The sequence below is a fragment of the Mammaliicoccus fleurettii genome (assembly GCF_003970575.1).
In the GTDB taxonomy this organism is placed as follows: Bacteria; Bacillota; Bacilli; order Staphylococcales; family Staphylococcaceae; genus Mammaliicoccus; species Mammaliicoccus fleurettii.
The window spans coordinates 1-1820 of record NZ_RXWZ01000047.1 but is presented as its reverse complement, the minus strand read 5'-3'; the positions used below and the strand labels follow the sequence as shown (position 1 = coordinate 1820).

Genomic DNA, 1820 nt, shown 5'->3' with positions numbered 1-1820 from the left:
CACGAAATTAGCATCATGCTAGCAAGTTAAGCGAACACTGACATGATAAATTAGTGGTTAGCTATATTTTTTTACTTTGCAACAGAACCAGAGTAGCCGTCTATATCACTACTACGTAACCTTTTTAATTCTTTTTCATTCCAAATTATTTTATTACTACCTTTTAAATTGTAGTTATTATTTTTTATATTGATGTTTTTTCCACTCTTATTATCTTTTATTAGTAAGTAACCATTTTTGTTAGGGGATATAGCATTCTTAGTTATAATTAAATCATTTATATTATATTGTAATAAAAATTCTCCACCAAACAGATTTTGTTTATCATTATGAAACATTCTATTTTTTAATAATTTGGTATTTTTTATTCCTCCCATTGTTTCATTATAACCACCTAGCGCTATTCCAGTATATCCATTGTTTTTAATAGTGTTTTTCTTTACTAAAATATTTACAGCATTTTTATTTTTATGTTCGCTAGCTATTTCTATTCCTATATCATTATTAGTTGATATGTTATCAGATATTACTATATTTTCTCCACCGTCTATATATATTCCAGCAGCAGATTGGTCACCATTATAAGAGGGATTATGTTTACTTGTATTATTCTGAACACTATTATTAGAAATTGTACCATTTCTCGCTTTATCTAATTTTTCATTAGATTCTACTCCTTCATAACCAATGATATCTATACCAATATTATTGTTATTAAAAATTTGATTGTTTGTTACTTTGAAGTTATTAATATTCCCATTCAAAACTAAAGCTTCACTATTACCTAATTTTAAATTATATAGTTTGTTATTTACTATTTGAATATCAGACATTCCTTGCCCATAAGCAGAAATACCATGGCTATTGCCTTCTTTATAGTCTGTTTCAATGTGATGAATTATATTATTTTTAATTATTATAGACTTAGAGAGTCCATCTATATTTATAGCAGTTGGTGTTTGTTCTGGATTAGTGGCTTTTAAATTAGATAAATTTAAACCCGTTATATTTATATATTTAGAATTACGAATATTTATTATTTTTTCAGATCTATCAATATTACCAATTAACTTTGTTTTTCCGTACATACCTGTTACTTTTATAGGTAAAAAAAGAAATCCATTTTTATTTATATGTAAAGTTTCTTTATATATTCCAGGCTTGATTTTTATTGTTGTCCCAGGTAAAGCCATATTAATAGCTTTATTAATGCTTTTTATAGGTTTCTTATTTGTGCCTGGATAATGATTTTTACCTGTATTTGAAACATAAATCACTTTAGAATTTAGACAAGTAAATATAGTGAAAAGAAATACTATGATTATAAGCAGCGTAATTAATTTTAATTGTTTCATGATTTTTAAATATACTTTGTTAAAAGTAATTCTCCTTTTTTAGTGAATAATATAAAATGTAACTCTGTATACTTGTAATATTTATATTACTTAAAGATAAATTTTTCTTAGATAATGTACAACAACTTTACACTATTAAAGAATACTATGGTAGAGAGAAGGTGGTTAATATATTATTTGTTATCCAAATAGAATAATCTAATTTGTAATTCAAAAATTAAATGTATTCATGTTTGCAACTATTTTTCAGTTGTTATATGCCTTGTTTCTTTAGTACTGCAGCTATTATGATCTTAAAAGCACAAAGACAAGGGTATATCACCCTAAATAGAAAAGATTAGGCTATATACCTAATCTTTTCAACATTGTTATTTATTTTGGTTCTGTTGCAAAGTTGAATTTATAGTATAATTTTAACAAAAAGGAGTCTTCTGTATGAACTATTTCAGATATAAACAATTTAAC

1 protein-coding gene is annotated in these 1820 nt (G+C 24.9%); it reads right to left on the bottom strand.

What is annotated here, in order from left to right; translation table 11 throughout:
* Nucleotides 1–71: 71 nt before the first annotated feature.
* Nucleotides 72–1355, bottom strand: coding sequence for a right-handed parallel beta-helix repeat-containing protein (locus CD129_RS04090; protein WP_115337968.1), 1284 nt, complete (start codon nt 1353–1355; stop codon nt 72–74).
* Nucleotides 1356–1820: the final 465 nt, after the last annotated feature.

Excerpts from the sequence above, each read along its gene's own strand:
- CD129_RS04090 (WP_115337968.1), bottom strand. The coding sequence starts at position 1,355 with ATGAAACAATTAAAATTAATTACGCTGCTTATAATCATAGTATTTCTT.